Source organism: Vibrio sp. Y176 (assembly GCF_033438945.1).
Map to the genome: position 1 here is coordinate 1 of NZ_JAWOQS010000141.1, position 1,011 is coordinate 1,011.

General features: G+C 47.1%; 2 protein-coding genes. Both read left to right on the forward strand.

Features of this window, described 5'->3' with window-relative positions; all coding sequences use genetic code 11:
* The first annotated feature begins 64 nt into the window (after window positions 1-64).
* Complete coding sequence (locus R7O13_RS24680) at window positions 65-517, forward strand: SRPBCC family protein (RefSeq protein WP_042763868.1); 453 nt, start codon at window positions 65-67, stop codon at window positions 515-517.
* A 139-nt stretch (window positions 518-656) separates the two neighbouring features.
* On the forward strand, window positions 657-1,011 hold a 355-nt coding region (locus tag R7O13_RS24685), incomplete at its 3' end, for a PHP domain-containing protein (RefSeq protein ID WP_318304912.1).

Here is a 1,011-nt window from a genome sequence, read left to right on the forward strand (position 1 = left end):
CGCAAGCAAATTTGATTTTTCCTGAGAATAAACTAGCGTCAATGAAGGTTCAGGGAGAGAAAACATGCTTACATTAAACTATTACGTAGAAATAACCGCGACTCCGCAGCGCGTATGGAGAGTGCTGACGGATGCTGAGCTTTACAAGCGTTGGGCGCAGGCATTTTCACCTCAATCTCAATTCGAAGGGGAGTGGGAAGAGGGCAGCGACATCACCTTTTTTGATCCGGATATGGGCGGTACTCGCGCAGTGATTGATTATGTACAGCCACTGCATCGGCTAGAGTTTCATCATGTTGCCATCTTTAACCCCGACAATAGGCAACAGTTGGACGCCGATATCGCCGCCAAGTGGATTGGATCTCGTGAGATCTATCAGATCGACACAGAAGACGAACGCTTGTTGCTCAACATCACCATTCACACTCACAGTGACTTTGTATCGATGTTCAACAATGGGTGGGAAAAAGCGTTGCCATTGATTAAAAGTATTTGTGAGGAAACGGACTCGCAATAGCACTAAATATCGAGACGCACTTTTTCCATTTCTAGGCTGAGTAAGAGAGCGTTCACCGCCGCATTTTCGGTGTTCGCTACATCTTGACCGCACGAGGGTATACAATACCCGCAAATTTGAGCACTCAAGAGACTGGATGATGGAATTTAAGGTTGATACCCACACGCATACTTACGCGAGTGGTCATGCGTATAGTACGTTGATTGAAAACGCAAAGTCGGCAAAAGAGAACGGGTTAACCATGTTTTGCACGACGGACCATGCGGAGTCGATGCCGGGTGCGCCTCACTACTGGTTTTTCTCCAACCAAAAAATTCTGCCTCGTTTTCTTGAAGGTGTTGCCATCGTTCGCGGAGTGGAATCCAACATACTTAACATTGAAGGTGAAATTGATATTCCGCCAAGCGTCGATCGCAATTTGGACTGGGTTATTGCCAGTTTCCACGAGCCCGTTTTTCCACCAGCCAATAAAGAAGCACCCACTGAAGCGCTGA

Excerpts from the sequence above, each read along its gene's own strand:
- R7O13_RS24680 (WP_042763868.1), top strand. The coding sequence starts at position 65 with ATGCTTACATTAAACTATTACGTAGAAATAACCGCGACTCCGCAGCGC.